17 protein-coding genes and 1 pseudogene are annotated in these 17198 nt (G+C 64.5%); 8 read left to right on the top strand and 10 right to left on the bottom strand.

What is annotated here, in order from left to right:
• A partial coding sequence (locus tag KBT70_RS18630) for an aldo/keto reductase (protein ID WP_296637724.1) occupies positions 1 to 772 on the top strand: 772 nt, incomplete at its 5' end.
• A 3-nt stretch (positions 773 to 775) separates the two neighbouring features.
• Here KBT70_RS18630 and KBT70_RS18625 read toward each other — a convergent pair.
• Positions 776 to 1072: an HNH endonuclease gene (locus KBT70_RS18625; RefSeq protein ID WP_296637725.1), complete on the bottom strand. Its 297-nt coding sequence runs from the start codon at positions 1070 to 1072 to the stop codon at positions 776 to 778.
• A gap of 71 nt (positions 1073 to 1143) precedes the next feature.
• On the opposite strand from KBT70_RS18625, the gene KBT70_RS18620 reads away from it, so the two are divergent.
• A complete protein-coding gene (locus KBT70_RS18620; RefSeq protein ID WP_296637721.1) occupies positions 1144 to 2475 on the top strand; it encodes a mechanosensitive ion channel domain-containing protein in 1332 nt (443 codons plus the stop codon).
• The gene (locus tag KBT70_RS18615) at positions 2472 to 3644 is read left to right on the top strand and encodes a TIGR03862 family flavoprotein (protein WP_296637718.1); all 1173 of its coding nucleotides are present in this window, start codon (positions 2472 to 2474) and stop codon (positions 3642 to 3644) included. The genes KBT70_RS18620 and KBT70_RS18615 overlap by 4 nt, the downstream gene beginning before the upstream one ends.
• On the opposite strand, the gene KBT70_RS18610 is transcribed toward KBT70_RS18615, so the two are convergent.
• From KBT70_RS18610 to leuS, 4 genes are all read right to left on the bottom strand, one after another.
• A complete protein-coding gene (locus KBT70_RS18610) occupies positions 3620 to 4207 on the bottom strand; it encodes a glutathione S-transferase family protein (protein ID WP_296637715.1) in 588 nt (195 codons plus the stop codon). The two genes, KBT70_RS18615 and KBT70_RS18610, sit on opposite strands and share 25 nt — an antisense overlap.
• 195 nt (positions 4208 to 4402) lie before the next feature.
• Positions 4403 to 5431, bottom strand: coding sequence for a DNA polymerase III subunit delta (gene holA, locus KBT70_RS18605; protein ID WP_296637713.1), 1029 nt, complete (start codon positions 5429 to 5431; stop codon positions 4403 to 4405).
• Complete coding sequence (gene lptE, locus KBT70_RS18600; RefSeq protein ID WP_296637710.1) at positions 5428 to 5919, bottom strand: LPS assembly lipoprotein LptE; 492 nt, start codon at positions 5917 to 5919, stop codon at positions 5428 to 5430. The genes holA and lptE overlap by 4 nt, the downstream gene beginning before the upstream one ends.
• A complete protein-coding gene (gene leuS / locus KBT70_RS18595; RefSeq protein WP_296637708.1) occupies positions 5906 to 8449 on the bottom strand; it encodes a leucine--tRNA ligase in 2544 nt (847 codons plus the stop codon). The genes lptE and leuS overlap by 14 nt, the downstream gene beginning before the upstream one ends.
• Before the next feature lie 149 nt (positions 8450 to 8598).
• On the opposite strand from leuS, the gene KBT70_RS18590 reads away from it, so the two are divergent.
• Positions 8599 to 9840: a glycosyltransferase gene (locus tag KBT70_RS18590; RefSeq protein ID WP_296637707.1), complete on the top strand. Its 1242-nt coding sequence runs from the start codon at positions 8599 to 8601 to the stop codon at positions 9838 to 9840.
• Here KBT70_RS18590 and KBT70_RS18585 read toward each other — a convergent pair.
• On the bottom strand, positions 9801 to 10253 hold the full coding sequence (locus KBT70_RS18585; RefSeq protein ID WP_296637705.1) for a helix-turn-helix domain-containing protein: 453 nt from the start codon (positions 10251 to 10253) through the stop codon (positions 9801 to 9803). The two genes, KBT70_RS18590 and KBT70_RS18585, sit on opposite strands and share 40 nt — an antisense overlap.
• Before the next feature lie 74 nt (positions 10254 to 10327).
• Between KBT70_RS18585 and KBT70_RS18580 the strand changes: the two genes are divergently transcribed.
• Entirely contained in the window at positions 10328 to 10966 is a 639-nt protein-coding gene (locus KBT70_RS18580) for a cation transporter (protein WP_296637702.1), read from the top strand.
• Here KBT70_RS18580 and KBT70_RS18575 read toward each other — a convergent pair.
• On the bottom strand, positions 10947 to 11450 hold the full coding sequence (locus KBT70_RS18575; RefSeq protein ID WP_296637699.1) for a DUF3576 domain-containing protein: 504 nt from the start codon (positions 11448 to 11450) through the stop codon (positions 10947 to 10949). The two genes, KBT70_RS18580 and KBT70_RS18575, sit on opposite strands and share 20 nt — an antisense overlap.
• Positions 11451 to 11563: 113 nt before the next feature.
• Between KBT70_RS18575 and KBT70_RS18570 the strand changes: the two genes are divergently transcribed.
• Positions 11564 to 12217 (top strand): YggS family pyridoxal phosphate-dependent enzyme, encoded by a 654-nt coding sequence (locus KBT70_RS18570; protein WP_296637697.1) that lies wholly within the window; start codon positions 11564 to 11566, stop codon positions 12215 to 12217.
• Between the two features lie 78 nt (positions 12218 to 12295).
• Positions 12296 to 12685: a hypothetical protein gene (locus KBT70_RS18565; protein ID WP_296637695.1), complete on the top strand. Its 390-nt coding sequence runs from the start codon at positions 12296 to 12298 to the stop codon at positions 12683 to 12685.
• Between the two features lie 3 nt (positions 12686 to 12688).
• On the opposite strand, the gene KBT70_RS18560 is transcribed toward KBT70_RS18565, so the two are convergent.
• The gene (locus KBT70_RS18560; RefSeq protein WP_296637692.1) at positions 12689 to 13189 is read right to left on the bottom strand and encodes a L,D-transpeptidase family protein; all 501 of its coding nucleotides are present in this window, start codon (positions 13187 to 13189) and stop codon (positions 12689 to 12691) included.
• A gap of 168 nt (positions 13190 to 13357) precedes the next feature.
• Between KBT70_RS18560 and KBT70_RS18555 the strand changes: the two genes are divergently transcribed.
• Positions 13358 to 16237, top strand: a complete 2880-nt coding sequence (locus KBT70_RS18555) for a calcium-binding protein (protein WP_296637690.1) — start codon at positions 13358 to 13360, stop codon at positions 16235 to 16237.
• Between the two features lie 52 nt (positions 16238 to 16289).
• Here KBT70_RS18555 and KBT70_RS18550 read toward each other — a convergent pair whose 3' ends face one another.
• Positions 16290 to 17102: an alpha/beta hydrolase gene (locus tag KBT70_RS18550; RefSeq protein WP_296637688.1), complete on the bottom strand. Its 813-nt coding sequence runs from the start codon at positions 17100 to 17102 to the stop codon at positions 16290 to 16292.
• A 4-nt stretch (positions 17103 to 17106) separates the two neighbouring features.
• Positions 17107 to 17198, bottom strand: a pseudogene (locus KBT70_RS18545) (2-hydroxychromene-2-carboxylate isomerase); the annotation flags it as partial.

The following is a 17198-nucleotide window of genomic DNA, read 5'->3' as shown; positions in this document are numbered from 1 at the left end:
CAAGGGCTTCAAACACGCCCGCGACGGTGCGCCGATCACGGCGGGGTCTATCCCTGAGGCCATTGAAGGCTCGCTGCGCCGCCTCAAGACCGATCATATCGACCTCTACCAATTCCACTGGCCCAACCGGGGCAGCTATATGTTCCGCCAGAACTGGGCCTATGATCCCTCGGGCCAGAACCGCGACGAGACAATCGCCCATATGCAAGAAACGCTTGAGGCCCTGCAACGCGAAGTGACACGCGGCACCATCCGCGCCTTCGGCCTCTCGAACGAGAGCGCCTGGGGCATGGCGCAATGGCTCCGGCTGGCCGAAGAGGGGCACGGCCCCCGCGCGGCGTCCCTCCAGAACGAATACTCGCTCATGTGCCGCCTCTATGACACCGACCTCGCGGAACTCAGCGTCAATGAGGATGTGGGCCTCTTGGCCTTCTCCCCCCTCGCGGCGGGGTTGCTCAGTGGCAAATACCAGAACGGCGCGCTGCCCACAGGCTCGCGCATGGCGATCAACGGCGATCTGGGCGGGCGCAAGACCCCGCGCGCCTTCGAGGCGGTCGCGGCCTACCACGCGGTCGCGCAGAAACACGGCCTCGACCCCGCGCAAATGGCGCTCGCATGGTGCCTCACGCGGCCTTTCCTCTGCTCCGCCATCTTTGGCGCCACTGACATGGCACAACTCGATCTGGCCCTTGGCGCGGCGGAGATTACGCTCAGCCAAGAGGCGCTGACCGATCTCGACGCCACCCACAAGGCGCATCCGATGCCGTTCTGACCCTTACCGCTTGCGCCGCGCGCCGGGGGTTCTCGAATGAAACCCCGGCGGCCGCTGTGCCACCCAGGCGATGAACTTGGCCAAACGCGGATGCGCGCGCAAGGACTCGATTGTGGCATAGCTGCGCGCCAGTTCTGCCTCGGTCAGGGTGGCATGAATCTCGTTGTGGCAAATCTGGTGCAAACGCACCACCGGGCCACCCTTGCCGCCCTTCAGCTTGGGGACAAGGTGATGCAGGCTTTGGCGCACCTCCGGCGGGATCGGGCGCTGGCAGAGCGGGCAAATTGGGACTTCCGACAGTTTGACTTGATCCTTTTGCAGCCTGCGGGCAAGAGGATGACGCCAGTGGGTCAAAAGGCAAGGGGTGTGTGATGGACGGACAGCCAGAGATTGTCGCGCAGGCGCTAGGCTATGCCATGCAAGGCTGGGACTTGGCCCAAGGATGGCTCCTCAGCCCCGCCGCCTGGTCGCAATTCGGGCTTCTGGTGGTGGCGTGGCTCTCGGCGGTGCTGATCACCCGCCGGATACGCCCAGCCATCGCGCGCTTTCTCACGCCCCCCACCGACCAAGACAACATAATTGCCTCGGCGCGGCGATTTATCCTCATGTTCCTGCCGCTTCTGATGCCTCTGCTCGCCTATGGTCTCACCGGCATGGGCGAGAGCGTGACACGCTCGCTCTTTGGCTCGGGCGATGTGATCGCCTTTGGCAAGCGGTTGTTCCTGTTCCTTGCCGCCCGTCTCTTTGTGCGCGACATCCTGACCGATCCCTTCCTGCGGGTTCTGGGGCGCTTTGTGCTGATGCCAGTGGCCCTGCTCTATCTCTTTGACCTCCTTGGTCTGGCCAATGAGAGGCTCGCAGCGATTACGGTCGATCTGGGCAATATCCGCTTTTCGGCGCTCGCCCTCATTCGGGGTGCGGTCTCGGGCGCGCTTCTCTTCTGGCTCGGGCGCTGGTCCAACAGCCAATCCGAGGACTTCATCAAACGCCAGCAGGAATTGCGCCCCGCTACCCGCGAACTCGCGATGAAGGCCAGCCAGATCGTCATTTTCGGCGCAGCCTTCCTGCTGCTCATGTCGATCATGGGCATCGACCTCACGGCGATTGCCGTCTTGGGCGGCGCGCTTGGCGTGGGCATCGGCCTTGGCCTGCAACAGATCGCGGCCAATTTCGTCTCGGGCGTGATCCTGCTCTTGGAGGGGCAGACAACCGTGGGCGATTACGTCGTGCTCGATGACGGCTCTGAAGGCACCATCGTCAAGATGACCGCCCGCGCCGCCATTCTGGAAACCGTGGATGGGCGCTGGATCGTGGTGCCCAACGAGGATTTCATCACCTCCCGCGTGGTCAACTATTCCGACGCAGGCAAACGGCACCGCTACGAGGCCGCCTTTTCCGTCAGCTACGACACCGACATCACCCGGATTCCGGCCCTCGTGGAACCCGCCGTCGCCGCCGTGCCCGAGGTGCAGACTTCCAGAAAACACGCCCCCGAATGCGAACTCAAGGCCTTTGGCGAGAGCGGCGTGGACTTCTCGGTCGAATACTGGGTCGATGGCATCGAGGACGTGACCGGCAAATACCAATCCGACGTGCTTTTCGCGATCTGGAACGTCCTGCGCGCCGCAGGGATCGAGATGCCCTATCCGCAGCGGGTCGTGCATCACCGGGGCCTCCCCGCCCCCGTGACCCCGGCGGCATGACCGACGCGCTCGTCATCGGGGCTGGGCCTGCGGGTCTCATGGCCGCGCGCGAAATGGCGCAAGCGGGCTTGCGCGTGCTGGTGGTCGAGGCCAAGCCCTCGGTCGGGCGCAAATTCCTCATGGCAGGTAAATCAGGGCTGAACCTGACCAAGGTCGAACCGTTCGACGCATTTCTCGCCGCCTACGGCCCCCGCGCCGACACCCTGCGCCCGATGCTGACCGCCTTTGGCCCAGACGCGGTCCAGGATTGGGCGCGCAGCCTTGGGCAAGAGGTGTTCACCGGATCAACCGGCCGGGTCTTTCCGCGCGTAATGAAGGCCTCGCCACTTCTGCGCAGCTTCCTGTCTGAATTGCGTGGCTTGGGGGTCGAAATCCGCACCCGCTGGCGCTGGCAGGGATGGGAGGGCGGCGCGATATTCGACACGCCCGAAGGCACGCAGCGCCTCAGCCCCACCGTGACGGTTCTGGCCTGCGGTGGCGCAAGCTGGGCGCGGCTTGGCTCGGATGGGGCATGGGCGGGTCATCTCGACCCCGCAACGCTGGCCTCCTTCCGCCCCGCCAACATGGGTTTTCTGGTCGATTGGTCGCCCCATATGGCGGCGCAGTTCGGTCAGCCGGTCAAGGGCGTGGAACTGCACGCCGGGACCATGCGCTCGCGCGGAGAGTTTATCATTTCCAACCAAGGGCTTGAAGGGGGCGGCCTCTACGAGGTCAGCGCGGCGCTGCGCGACGGCGCGCCCCTCATACTCGATCTCTTGCCCGACCTGAGCCTGTCCCAAGTCGCGGACCGCCTGCGCCAGACCAAGACCAGCGACAGCCTCAAGAACCGCCTACGCAAGGCGTTCCGCCTCGATCCCGTGAAACTGGCGCTGGTGATGGAATTTGGCCGGGGTGCCACGGATTTGCCCAAACTGCTCAAGCGCTTGACCATGCCCCTCAACGGACCGCGCCCGATGGATCAGGCGATCTCGACCGCAGGCGGGCTGCGGTTCGAGGCGCTCGATGCCGGGCTCATGCTGCGCGATCACCCCGGCGTCTTTGCCGCCGGGGAAATGCTCGATTGGGAGGCGACAACCGGCGGCTATCTGCTGACCGCCTGTCTCGCCACCGGGGCTTGGGCGGGGCAGCACGCCGCCGCTTACGCTCAGGGGAGTGCGGCAGCCCGCTGACAGGCCGGGCGCGCAAGCATCATCGCCATGTAATCATTCAGCTTTTCACCCGCATCCGGGAATCCGGCCTTGCCCGCCCACATCAGGCAATGGGCCAGCAGGATATCGGCGACGGTCATCGTCTCGCCCTGCAGGAATGGGCCGGTCAGCGCCTCGGCCAACCGCGCGACATTACGCTCGTATTCCCATTTCAGCGACTCCTTGACCGCCGGCACCCGGTGCTCTTCGGGCAGCACAAAGCTGTGCCGCGCGGCCGTCCAGAGCGTGCCGTCGATCTCGTCGAGAATCTGATGGGTCAGCGCATCCTGCCGCGCCCGTGCGACGGTGCCGGGGGCATGGGTGAATTGCCCGTGTTTGTCAGCAAGATAGGTCATGATCGCGGTGGAATCGGTCAGCACCGCATCGCCATCCCGCAGCGCCGGAATCTTGCCCGACGGATTGGCCGCAAGCGCCTCGGGCGAGCCGGGCGAAACGGCCAAGTGATTGTAGTCCAAACCTATTTCCTCAAGCAGCCAGAGCACGCGAAAGGCCCGGCTGGCCCGAGAGCCGATGACATCATACATGGAATTTTCCTTGTTACGTTGGTTCGCCCGCAGCTTTGCCCAAAGCCGGCCCGCGCGCAATGGAGGGTTTAACGATTTCGCAACGCGACACGCCTAGGCTCTCCGGGAACGGATGTCATCCCACAGCGGTGCGGCATGGAACAATGGGCAAGTGTGATGCAATGGATAGCACGTCTGGCGCGGTGCCTTGGTGCGTCACCGCGCCCCTGCGAGCATCGCGAGCCGGATCAGCGCCCGCTCGACCAGCGCCATCTCGGGCGCGCGTTGCGCGGCGGACCGCAGGGTAAGGTCCGTATCCGTCAGGATCGTCAGCGCCTGTTGCAACCTCTCCGCGCCCCACCCCTGCGCCTGTCGCAGCATCCGGTCGCGGCGCGGTCCGAAAATAGGCGGGCGCATGCGCGCGATACCCTGCGCCGCGCCTCCGGGGTCCGAGGCAGCGGTATAGAGCGCCCGAAAATGCCGCGTGGCCCCGATGCACAGACCGACAGGCTGCGTGCCTTGCGCCTTCAACCGCCGCATCACCGGGCCAATCTCGGCAGACCGCCCCTCGGCCACGATATTGAGGATATCGTCGAGATCCGCCTCGGTCGAGGCAGGCGCGCAGGCGGCAATATCCGCAGCATGGAGTGGCGTGGTATCGCCCAATTTATAGAGCGCCAGCTTCTCTATCGTCTGGCGAAAATCGCCGGGATCAAGATCGCGGGCAAGTGCGGTCAGATCGGCCATCACCGGCCCCGGCACATCGCGCAAACCGGCGCGGGCCAGCGTCGCCTCGATCTCTTCCCGGCTGGGAGGATCGTCATAAATTCCAACGGCATAGGCATTGGGATGGCTCTCAAACGCCTTGCGAATCCGCGACGTCGCCTTGAGCGCGCCTGCGGTCACGATGATCTGCGCATCGCCCGGTCGCCAATCGCTCAGCGCCGCCAGAATGGCATCAGCGGCGGTGTCATTTGCGTCCTCGACAAAGGCCGCGCGCGGACCGGGAAAGAACCCTTGCGCCTTGACCGCATCCATCAGCGCGGCAGGGTCCTTGCGCAGATCGCCCGCAGGCATCCGGGTCAGGCGCATTTCAGCATCCGCCGTGGGGCCGAGCAAGGCAGCCAGCATTTCCTGACGCCTGAGCGCCACGCGCATCGCATCCGCGCCATAGATCAACAGACCCGCACGCTGCGCCTCTGGCTTGGCGAAGTAGCGGAGGGCATCGCGTGGCGAGAGTTTCATTCCGGTTGGGGCAGGTCTGCGGCCAGAAGGCGGGTCAGCACTTGATCGGCGAGAATCGCCATCAACCGCGCTTCGGCGTCACGCTCGGCGGCCTGCACCGCAACGGTCGTGCCGGTCGCGGAATAGCCGGTAAAGCTCGTGACTTCGCCCGTGGTCAGGGTCGCGCCGGTGCTCAGATCGCGCAGGCTATAGGCCACGCTGCCCAAGAGGTTAAAGCGCGAGGCCACGTTGCTGCGGTTGATCGCCATGGCCTGCGTCCTGAGCGTGACCACCGGGATCAGCGCATAGCGCGGATTGGCGGGCCGCCCCAACCGCGTCTCGATCTCTTGCGTCAAGAGATAGCTGGCGCGGGTATCGGGGGCCTCGACCGCCACCTGCCCCATCAGCGCCGCCCCCGCCCCGCCCGGCCCATAGGCAGGCGCAAAACCGCAGCCTGCCAGCATTGCTAGGCCCGAGAGAAGGAGAAACCGGCGGTTATACCACGACATTGACGATCCGTCCGGGGACGACGATGATCTTTTTGGGCTGGGCCCCCTCCAGCGCCTTGACCACAGCATTGTGGGCCAGCGCGAGTTTTTCAACCTCGGATTTCGGCATATCGGCAGGAACGGTGATTTCGCCCCGGCGTTTGCCATTGATCTGGATCGGCAGAATGACCGTATCGTCGATCAGCATCTCGGCATCGGCCACAGGCCAGGGCGCGGTCGTGACCAGCCCCTCGCCCCCCAGCATGGCCCAGATATCCTCGGCCAGATGCGGGGTCATGGGCGACATGAGCTGCGCCAGAGTGCGCGCGGCACTGGTCTTCGCGCCCTTGCCTGCCTGCGATTTGGCCAGCGTGTTGGTAAAGGCATAGAGCCGCGCGATGGCGGCGTTAAAGCCGAAACTGTCGATGCCCTTGGTCACTTCGTCGATGCATTTGTGCATCTCGCGCAAGAGCGCGTCATCGTCGGGCGTGGCAGGCGCGTCGCTCGCCGCGATCTCGGCGGCAATGCGCCAGACACGGGCCAGATGCCGATGCGCGGCCTCAGCCCCCGAGGCGGTCCATTCCACGTCGCGCTCGGGTGGGCTGTCGCTCAGGACAAACCACCGCGCGGTATCGGCCCCGTATTGCGCGATGATGGTCGAGGGATCGACGACGTTCTTCTTGGATTTCGACATTTTGGCAGAGGGGATGATTTCAACCTCTGTCCCGTCGGCCAAACGCCCCTCGCTCACCTCTTCCGGCAGATGATACACAGGCCGCCCCGCCGCATCGCGGGTCAGGTAAATCTCATGCGTCACCATGCCTTGCGTGAAAAGCGCATCGAACGGCTCGATCGCCTTACCCGGCAAATGCCCACAAACCTGCATCGCCCGCGCAAAGAAGCGGGAATAGAGCAGGTGCAGGATCGCATGCTCAATCCCGCCGATATACTGGTCCACGTTCATCCAGTATTCCGCCTCGGCCATATCCGTGGGCGTGGCGGCATGGGGCGCGGTAAAGCGGGCGTAATACCAGCTTGAATCGACGAATGTATCCATCGTGTCGGTCTCGCGCCGCGCGGGCGCGCCGCAGCGCGGACAGGCACAATCCCGCCATGTGGGGTGGCGATCAAGCGGATTGCCCGGTGCATCAAAGCTCACATCATCCGGCAGGCGGATGGGCAGGTTTTCCTTGCGCTCCGGCACCACGCCGCAGGTGTCGCAATGCACCACCGGAATGGGGCAACCCCAATACCGCTGGCGGCTCAGACCCCAATCGCGCAGGCGGAACTTGGTGACACCTTGCCCCACGCCATTGGCCTCGCAGAAATCAATCGCGGCGTTGACCCCCGCCTCGCCGGTCTGGATTTCCTCGCCCGCCACAAGCCGCGTGTAGCGCACAGCTTCCGATTTGAGCGGCACATACGGTGCGCCCCCAATGTCGTGGTCGCCTTCGATAGGTAAAAATGTATCAACGATGGGCAAGTCATATTTGCGCGCAAAATCATGGTCGCGCTGGTCATGCCCCGGACAGCCGAAAATCGCCCCCGTGCCATACTCCATCAGGATGAAATTGGCGATATAGACCGGCAATTCCCAAGCGGTATCAAAGGGATGGCGCACACGCAGGCCGGTGTCGAACCCCAGCTTTTCGGCCTTTTCAATCGCCTCCGCGGTGGTGCCACCCTTGCGCGCCTCGGCGCAGAACGCCGCCACATCATCGCGCTCGCGCTCCAGCGTCTTGGCCAGCGGATGATCGGGCGAAATCCCAACAAACGACGCTCCCATCAAGGTATCAGGCCGCGTGGTGTAAACCTCCACACGGTCATGCCCCTCGGGCCCATCAATCAGCCCAAAGGCGAATTGCAACCCGCGCGATTTGCCGATCCAGTTTTCCTGCATCAGCCGCACCTTGGCGGGCCAATTGTCGAGCGTATCGAGCGCCTCAAGCAGGTCCTCGGCGTAATCCGAAATGCGGAAGAACCACTGCGTGAGTTCGCGCCGCTCCACATCCGCACCCGAGCGCCAGCCCTTGCCGTCGATCACCTGTTCATTGGCAAGAACCGTCATATCGACCGGGTCCCAGTTCACCACCGCGTTCTTGCGGTACACCAGCCCGTGTTCGAGAAAATCGAGAAAGAGCGCCTGTTGCTGGCCGTAATATTCCGGATCACAGGTAGCAAATTCGCGGGACCAGTCGATGCTGAGGCCCAAGGGCTTCATCTGCGCGCGCATGTCCGCGATATTGGCGTAGGTCCAATCCTTGGGATGGCCGCCGCTGGCCATCGCCGCATTCTCGGCGGGCATGCCAAAGGCGTCCCAGCCCATCGGGTGCAGCACGTTATGCCCCGTCGCGATCTTGTAGCGCGCCACCACGTCGCCCATGGTGTAATTGCGCACATGGCCCATGTGGATGCGCCCCGACGGATAGGGGAACATTTCCAGCACGTAATATTTCGGCCGCGTTTCATCGCGCCGCGCGCGGAAAATATCGGCCGCCTCCCAGGCGGATTGCCATTTCGCTTCGACGTCACTGGCGGCATAGCGCGACATGGGGCGCACCTCTTGCTGATGGGGTTGTTGCAGGGGGTGATAGGCGCTTGGGCCGCGCGGGTCCAGTGGGCGCGCGCAAAAATGCAAGGGGTTTGCGCAGGCGAACCGCCCGATTATAACCGCAAGCAACCTTTGACATGCGGACGCCCATGAAAATCCTTTTCATCCATCAGAATTTCCCCGGCCAATACAAACATCTGGCCCCGCTTCTGGCACGTCAGGGGCATCAGTGCGTCGCCCTGACCCTGCGGGTCAAAGAGGCAACCAAATGGCAGGGCGTGCAGGTGATCCCCTATGCCCTGCCCAAACGCGACGGGCAGAGCCTGCATCCCTGGCTGGTCGATTTTGACACCAAGGTCACGCGTGGCGAGGCCTGTTGGCGTGCGGCGGTGGCCCTGCGCGACCAAGGCTATAGCCCCGATCTCATCCTTGCGCATCCGGGCTGGGGCGAGTCGCTCTTCCTGCGCGATGTCTGGCCCAATGCGAAACTGGGCCTTTATTGCGAGCTTTATCATCTCGCAGGTTATCCGCATCTCAACTTTGATCCCGAGTTCGCCGCCAAGAACACCGAGGCCGAATCCCTGCGCATCCGGATGAAGAACATCAACAACCACCTGCATTTCGAGGCCGGACACGCCGGGATCAGCCCAACCCGGTTTCAGGCCGATACCTTTCCCAGCCCTTTCCGCGACCGGATCACGGTCAGCCACGATGGCATCGACACAGTTCAGGCCGCCCCCCTGCCCGATGTGCGCCTGACCATCGAAGGGCTCTGCGACGTGACCCGCGCTGACGAGGTGATCACCTTCGTCAACCGCAACCTCGAGCCCTATCGCGGCTATCACGTCTTCATGCGCGCCCTGCCGCGCCTCTTGCGCGAGCGGCCCAACGCCACGGTGCTGATCGTAGGCGGGGACGAGGTGAGCTATGGCGCACGCGCCCCCAAGGGGCAGACATGGAAGCAGATTTTCATCGACGAGGTGCGCGGTCAGATTTCCGATGCCGATTGGGCGCGGGTGCGGTTCCTCGGGCGTATCCCCTATGATCAATTCCTGCGGCTCTTGCAGGTCAGTCGGGTGCATGTCTACCTGACCTATCCGTTCGTGCTGAGCTGGTCACTGATGGAGGCGATGTCCTGCGAGGCGGCGATTGTCGCGGGCGATACCGAACCTGTGCGCGAGGTCATCACCCAAGGCGAAACCGGGCGGCTTGTGGATTTCTTCGACCGCACCGCGCTGGTCGACGAGATTTGCGCGCTGTTGGAGAACGATGCTGAACGGGCACGACTGGGCCAAAACGCCCGCGACCTGATCCGCGCGCAGTATGACCTGCGCCGCATCTGCCTGCCGCGTCAGCTCCGCTGGGTCGAGGATCTGGCCTCAATCGAGTGATCCCGCGCACAAAGCTCATGATCGGCCAGCGAGGCCAGCACATAGCAATCGCGCGCAGCCCCGTCGCCTGTGCACCCCTCTGCAATGCGCGCCAACTCGGCCTCGAGCGCGCGCAGGCGGCGAATCTTCTCCCGCACCGCCCCTAGCTGGCCTTGCGCGATTCGGGTGGCGCTCGTGCAGGCGCGGTCGGGGTGATCCTGCAACTCGATCAGCGCGGCAATCGCCTCGAGCGAGAATCCCAGATCGCGGGCATGGCGGATGAACCCCAGCCGCTCCAACTCTGCCCGCCCATAGCGGCGCTGATTGCCCGCGCTGCGCAACGGCGCCTCAAGCAGGCCACGGGATTCGTAATAGCGGATGGTGGGCACCTTGACGCCCGTGCGCGCCGCCAAATCACCAATCGAGAGAAACATCCCAAAACCCCCTTGAACCTCTAGTGACTAGAGAGACTACATTGCCCCTGACGCAAATGCAAAGGAGGTGCGGCATGGCGGGATGTTGTGGCCATGAGGCCCGGTTCGATGGGCTCTCAGACGCCTACAAGCGGCGGCTCTGGATGGTGATCGCCATCAATGCGGCCATGTTCGCGGTGGAAATGATCGCAGGCCAAACCGCGCAATCGCAGGCGCTCAAGGCCGACGCGCTGGATTTTCTGGGCGATGCGCTGACCTATGGGCTCTCGCTTGCCGTGATCGGTGCCAGCCTCCGAGTGCGCGCCACGGCGGCGCTGCTCAAGGGGTTCAGCCTCATGGCGATGGGGCTCTGGGTGCTGGGCAGCACGGTCTACCGGGTGTTTTATCTGGGCGTGCCCGAGGCCGGGATCATGGGCGCCATCGGCGTTCTGGCACTGGCCGCCAATGTGGCAAGCGTGCTCTTGCTCATGGCCTACAAGGACGGCGATGCCAATGTCCGCTCGGTCTGGCTCTGTTCCCGCAACGATGCCATCGGCAATGTCGCGGTGATGGCAGCGGCACTCGCGGTCTGGGCGGCCGGCTCTGGCTGGCCTGACTTGATCGTGGCGGGCCTCATGGCGGCCCTCTTTGTCAATTCGTCGCAACAAATCATCCGGCAGGCGCTGCAAGAGCGCCGCCAGCCGGACGCCTGCCTCAGAACTTCGCCGCGTTGATCCGCAATTGCCGCGCGCGGTTGAGGATTGCATCCTCGACGGCGCGCTCGGTGGCGGCATCGACCGGCCCCCCGCGCGTCTGCAGCGCGACATTGAGCGCGCGCGCATCAAGCGCCGGATCGCTGATCAAAATTGTGGCGCGATAGGCCTGACCGCCGCCCGGAGGCGTGCCATAGCCCGTGGAAATCACACCGGTAAAGGGATCGGCAGCCTCGATCGGCAGGAAATCCAGCACCTGAAGCGAGGCGGTCCAGAGAAAGCGGTTGACCTTGACCGTATCCTTGGCCCCGCGAAACGCATTCAGCAGCGATCCGTCATTCGCGGACGCCTGCCGCTCGCGCCCGCCCTTGACGCGCATCGCCTCTTCATCGAGCGTGGCGTTCTTGAACCCGCCGCACCCGCTCAAAACTATGAGACAGGCCGCAGAGAGGCCGAGGATCTTGAAACGCGAATGGGTCATGGCACCGTCCGGGATTGTTTCCATCCCTACTATCCAAGGCGGGGCCGAGGGGCAAGCCGTTTGACAGCCTGTCGCGCACTTGTGCCGAGGGCAGGCCCTGTGGCATGCAGGACAAAGGACAATCAGAGAGGACTGTCATGGGGCTGAACGAGATCAGGGCACGGATGGACAAGGCCTGCGCCGCCGCAGGGCGCGCGCCAGAGGATGTGGAATTGATCGCGGTCTCCAAGGTGCAACCCGAGGACCGCGTCGCCGCCGTGCTGGATCAGGGCCACCGGGTCTTTGGTGAAAACCGGGTGCAAGAGGCGGCTGGCCGCTGGCCCGCGTTTCAGGACCGCTACGCAGGCATCGTCCTGCACCTCATCGGCCCATTGCAGAGCAACAAGGCACGGCAGGCGATGGAGATGTTTCAGGCCATCCATTCCGTCGACCGCCCCAAGATTGCTCAGGCGATTGCACGTCTGGCACAGGAAATGGGGCACTGTCCCGACCTCTTCCTACAGGTCAACACCGGCGAAGAGCCGCAAAAGGCGGGTGTTCTGCCCGCCGATGTGGATGGCTTTGTGTCCGAGTGCCGCGCGCTCGATCTGCCGGTCAAGGGGCTGATGTGCATCCCCCCGGTCGAAGAGGAACCCTCCTTGCATTTCGCGCTTCTGGCGAAAATGGCAGCGCGCAACGGGCTTTCGGGCCTCTCGATGGGCATGAGCGGCGATTTCGAGCGCGCCATTGCCCAAGGGGCCACACATATCCGCGTGGGCTCTGCCATTTTTGGCGAACGCGATTACGGCTGAGGCAACGACATTGGAAATTTGCCAGATTGGGTGAGTTCGTCTAGCATTTCAGACAGTCATCTATCTGGAGTGAAATTCATGCGCCTTTTCTCCCTGTCCCTTGCCGCGCTTGCCCTGTCCGCAACCACGGCTGCCGCAGAATTTACCATCTCGTTTGAGTGGGGCGACATTCCATCCTGCCGCACGGGCAATCCCAATACCGTCGGCAGCCCCGCCTTTGTTCTACGCGGAGTTCCCACCGGCACCACCTCGATCGAATTCACTCTCAAGGATCGCGATGCGCCCAATTACAGCCATGGCGGCGGACGTTTGAAAATAGGCAGCGACGGGCAACTGCCGTTCGGGGCCTTCAAATACAAGAGCCCCTGCCCGCCGGGCGGTGTGCATACCTATGTCTGGACCGCCACGGCCCGCGCCGACAAAAAGGTTCTGGCCCGGGCCACCGCAGCGCGCAAATATCCCGAATAGGCCTCAGCGCGGCGGCACGATCAACCGCGCGCCATAGGTGATCTGGCGCGCGATGCGCAGCAGGTGATCGGGGCGCAGCCCGATACAGCCCGCCGTGGGATAGCCCGGCCGCCGCCAGCGATGCACAAATATGCACGATCCGCGCCCCCGCACCGCCTGCGGCCAGTTCCAATCGGTGATCAGCACCAGATCATAGAGCGGATCGGCGCGGCGCAGCACCTCATGGCTATGCGGATAGGGCGCGCGCACCATGAGATTGTAATCCTCATCGCCCGCGTCATCCGACCACAGATCACCGGGCCGGATCGGCACCGCCCAATCCGTCGGCCGCGCCATGCGGTCCGGGCGATACAAGAGGCCGACGATGCGATGTTCACCCACCGGCGTCGCCCCATCCCCCTCGCGCTTGCGTGCCGACACACCACCCCGCCCGAGGGTGCAGGGATAGCGCCGCCCGCGAAACCGCAGGCCAAGACGGGTGAGAACCAGATCATCAGGCGTCATGCCCTCCTTTTGCCCGATCCCCCCACGCAGGCAAAGCAGGAAGTGCAGGCCGTTGGATTCTTCTCGGCGAAAATACTCGAAAAAAACCCTCTCCCGCGATGCCACCGCAGAGAGTGGCAAGACGCACGCCCCGCCTCTATATTGGGGCAAAGACAGGGGGAACGGACCGTGCGACATCTGATTGGCCTCATCGGGGCGCTTTTCTTGCTGGGCGCTCAGGGCACTGGCCCGGCACAGGCCGAGCGCGCGGCGCTTTCTGCGCATGTCTTTGGCAATTCGCTGGTGCATCACCTCAGCGATGATGCGGCCACCAATGTGCCCTATTGGCTGGCGCAACTGGCGCGGTCGGGGGGGCGCGATCTAGCGCTCACCGGGCAATGGGGGTTTTTGCGGGATTTCGCGGCGCAGGGCGTGGCACCCAACTGGTCCTTCGAGGGCGTGACAGCCCGGCGCGGCGCCGCCGATACGGTGCTCATCACGCCCGCGAACTTCATTCAATATCAAGACCCTGACGTAGCCTTTGAAGGCGACAATCCCACCAATGCCAGCCCGGTGTCGGTAACACTCGACGTGATCGACCGTGCGCTTGCGGACTGGCCCGGCGCGCGCATCGTGATCTACGAAGGCTGGCCCGACATGGGCGGCTTTACCCGTGGCTTTCCGCCCTCCAATCGCAATCTGCGCCGCTGGCATGGCTACGCGCTCAGCGATTATCACGACTGGTTCCGCGCCTATGTGTCGGCGTTGCAGGCGGCGCGGCCGGGGGCAGAGATCACGCTTTTGCCTGTGTCCTCCGTGCTCTCAGGTCTGCAAACCGGCCTTTTGGAGGAAATCCCGGTCGAGGCGCTCTATTCCGACGACGCGCCGCACGGCACCGCCACGCAATATTTTCTGGCCGCGCTCGTCACCTATACCGCACTATACGAGACCCTGGCCCCGGCGGGGTTCGAGCCGCCCGAAACCCTGCATCCGCTGGTGCGCAACCTCTACTCGCGCCTGACCGAGGAAATCGCCCAAGCCCTCGGCCTGCGCGATACCGCAGCGGCGGCGGCGCCGACGCAAGAGGCCAAGGCAGAGGTCACAGCGCCCCCCGGCGCAGGCCTCGCCAACCCCAGCCTTGGCATGGGCCTGAACGGCATCGCGGACTGGTCGAGCCAGCATCCTTTCGTCGACGTGATGAAGACCGCGCGGCCTTGGGTCGGTCATAGCGCCGATCAATGGGGGGCCTTCTCGACCGAGGCGCTGCTGGCGGGCGGCTATCTCGACGCCTCTGGCTGGCCGCTGGCCCTGCCAGACGGGGCCAAGGCGCTCGAGGCATTCATTCTGACCGATCAACCCGAAGAGGCCACGCATCTGAGGGGCCGCTATGTGCTGCGCTACGCAGGCACAGGCGTGATCCGGGTGGTGGGACGCGCCGACAATGTCCGCTATGATTACGGCCAGCGCGAAGTGCGGTTCGATGTGACGCCCGGTGATGGCCCCGTTGCGCTCAGCCTCTTGGAAACCGATCCCGCCGATCCGCTGCGCAACATCACCGTGGTGCGCGAGGATCAATTGGCGCTGCATGACTTGGGTGTGATCTTCAACCCGCTCTGGATCGACAAGGTGGCCAACCTGCGCGTGCTCCGCTTCATGGACTGGATGTTCACCAATGGCGCGCCGCAGGTCACATGGCAGGATCGCCCCCTGCCCCAGGATGCCAGCTATGTCTGGCGCGGCGTGCCGGTCGAGGTGATGGTGGACCTCGCCAATCAAATCGGGGCTGACCCATGGGTGAACATGCCGCATATGGCCGATGATGGCTATATCCGAGGCTTTGCCGCCTATCTGCGCGACCATCTGGACCCCGCCCTCAAGGCACATGTGGAATATTCCAATGAGCTGTGGAATTTCATGTTTCCCCAGACCGCTTGGGTCCGGGATCAGGCACTCGCGCTCTGGGGCGATGACGCGGGCGACGACGCCTGGATGCAGTTCGCGGGCCTGCGTGCCGCGCAAATGTCAGAGATCTGGCGCGCGGAATTTGCGGGCCAAGAGAACCGCTTGCAGATTGTGATCGGCACCCATACCGGCTGGCCGGGGCTGGAGGAGCCGCTCTTGATGGCCCCTCTGGCACTTGAGCACGGGCAACTGACCGCGCCCCCCGTCAGCCACTTTGATGCTTATGCCGTGACCGGCTATTTCGGCTATGAGTTGGGCGGCGAGGATCAGCAAGGCACCGTCTTGGGCTGGATCGCCACGAGCGCAGCCATCGCCCGCGCCAAGGCGGTCGAAACCGGCGCGGACCCCGAAACCTATCTCGCCGCGCATCGCTATGATCTGGCCTACGATCTGGCCGCCGAGGCGTTGCGACAGGGCTCTTTGGGCGACTTGCTGCGCGACACCCTGCCCTATCACGCCGGGGTGGCGGACCGGCACGGGCTGCGGCTGGTGATGTATGAGGGCGGCACGCATGTGGTGGGCCAAGGCGCTGTGGTCGAGAATGAGGCGCTGACCGATTTCTTTGTCGGGTTCAACTACAGCCCGCAGATGGGCGCGCTCTATGACGAGTTGCTGGAGGGGTGGACAGCGGCAGGCGGCACGCTCTTTAACGCGTTCGTCGATGTGGCCGCCCCTTCGAAATGGGGCAGTTGGGGCGCGCTGCGCCATCTCGATGACACCACCCCCCGTTGGGACGCACTGTTGCGCGCCAATGCGGTGGCGCCCCAGTGGGATACCGAGCGGCAAGCGGGCGCATTCCTGCAGGGCGTGACGCGCACCGCCGGGCCACAGGGCACGCGGCTAGAGGGGACGGCCAAGGCCGATATCCTGCTCGGCGGCACGAGCGACGATACGCTCGTGGGCCACGGCGGCGATGACCGGATGCACGGCGGCGCAGGCCGCGATCTGGCGATCCTGCCGGGGGCGCGAGAGGATTACGGGATCGGACGCGACGGCGCGCGGGTGATCCTCGAAGGGCCGCACGGGGCGGTCGTGCTGGTCGATGTCGAAGCGGTGGAATTCGCGACGACGCCCGGTCAGGCTGTGGCGCTCAGTGATTTGATGTAGCCCCCGCGCGGAACAAGGCGCGGAGCGTCCTCTCGCGATGCAATGTCCCGCGTTAACCCTGCATCCCCCCAAGGAATCCCCGAATCTCCTCCGCCACACCGCGCGCATGGCTGATCGGCCCCATATGCCCCGCGCCCTGCACCACCACGCGCCGCACTTCGGGTATGCGCGCCACCAGCCCCGCATTGATCGCGGCGATAATGGCGGGCGAGGCGCTGCCTTCCATCAACAGCACCGGCGCGGTGATCCGCGTCAACGCACCGCTCGACAGCATCCCGCCTGCATCCCCATAGAGCGCATCGGTCGCGGCCTCGATCAACGGCATCTGTGCCGCCATCGCCACGCGCGCCCCCTCAGGCAGCGCGGTCCAGCCGCGCCGGTCGCCCCAGACGCGGGTAAATCCCTCAGCGGCCTGCAAAAAATCCCCCGCCGCCATGCCCGCCGCATAGTCGGCCATCTCGGCCTCGTGGCCTGCGCGCAAACCGGGTTGATCCTGCAGCGCCACGGCAAAGAATACCGGCTCGTAGAGAATCAGCGACCGCACCAGATCGGGGCGTTCCACCGCCAGCCGCAACGCCACCGTTGCGCCAAAGGAATGACCGATGATATCCGTGGGCGCGTCCAGAAACCCCGCCGCCATCGCGGTGCTGACCGCCTGAATCTCGCCCGCGCCGGTCCAGGCCCCGCTCTGCCCATGCCCCGGCAGATCGAACGCCGTCAGCCGCAGCGCGCCGCTCAATTCGCGCGCCAGTGGCCCCCAACTGCCGCCATGCGACAATGAGCAATGAATGGCCAAGGCGCGACGTGGCCCGCTGCCCAACTCTGTCCAATGGGTCGGAAACCCGCCCCTCAGCCCCGCTGGCATGGGATCAGAGCTTGCCCGCCAGATGCAGGTCGAGATCCTCGAGCCGATCCTGACCCCAGAAGCTCTGGCCGCTGTCCACCACATAGAAGGGCGCGC

The sequence above is a fragment of the Roseovarius sp. genome (genome assembly GCF_018066915.1).
In the GTDB taxonomy this organism is placed as follows: domain Bacteria; phylum Pseudomonadota; class Alphaproteobacteria; order Rhodobacterales; family Rhodobacteraceae; genus Roseovarius.
Note: the sequence above shows the minus strand (reverse complement) of the source record. Positions and strands in the feature narration are given on the sequence as shown.